The sequence below is a fragment of the uncultured Streptococcus sp. genome (assembly GCF_901875575.1).
Lineage (GTDB): Bacteria > Bacillota > Bacilli > Lactobacillales > Streptococcaceae > Streptococcus.
Genome location: NZ_CABFMF010000067.1, coordinates 1 through 536 on the forward strand (window position 1 = coordinate 1; position 536 = coordinate 536).

1 protein-coding gene is annotated in these 536 nt (G+C 40.3%); it reads right to left on the reverse strand.

The annotated features are described in order from the left end of the window. The coding region (locus QZ114_RS08945) for a pneumococcal-type histidine triad protein (RefSeq protein ID WP_295502410.1) at positions 1-536 on the reverse strand (536 nt) is incomplete at both ends.

Below are 536 nucleotides of genomic sequence, written 5' to 3' on the forward strand. Positions count from 1 at the left end.
AAACCTGACGCATCTTCACTGATAATTCGATTGGCATCAAAACCATGACCATGTTCGTCATGGTGATGACCATGTGCTTCTTCATCATGATCATCATCGTCATCATGTGCTGGACTTGGTGTTACTGGCGTTTTACCTCTCAAATGATCTTGAGCTGCCTTGATTTGTTCTGGTGTCAAATCTTTCTTAAAGAAGTAATGATTGTGGTCACCATGAGTCATGACAAAACCTTCTGAATCTTCACTGATAATTCGATTGGCATCAAAACCATGACCATCTTCTTCCTCATGGTGGACATGTGAAGTCGCATTACTTAATACAGAACTAGAAGAACTTCCTACCTCTTCCGTGTTAGAGTGTGATGGGGGATTGTTAAGAGATGACTTAGGAATATAATGATAGTGGTCCCCATGTCTTACTATATAAGCATCACCTGTATCTCTGACAATATCATTGGGATTAAAGACATAACCATCATCTGCTGCAGTAACACCATTATTCGGTGTCACTGATAAAGGTTGACTGAGAGCTGTAGT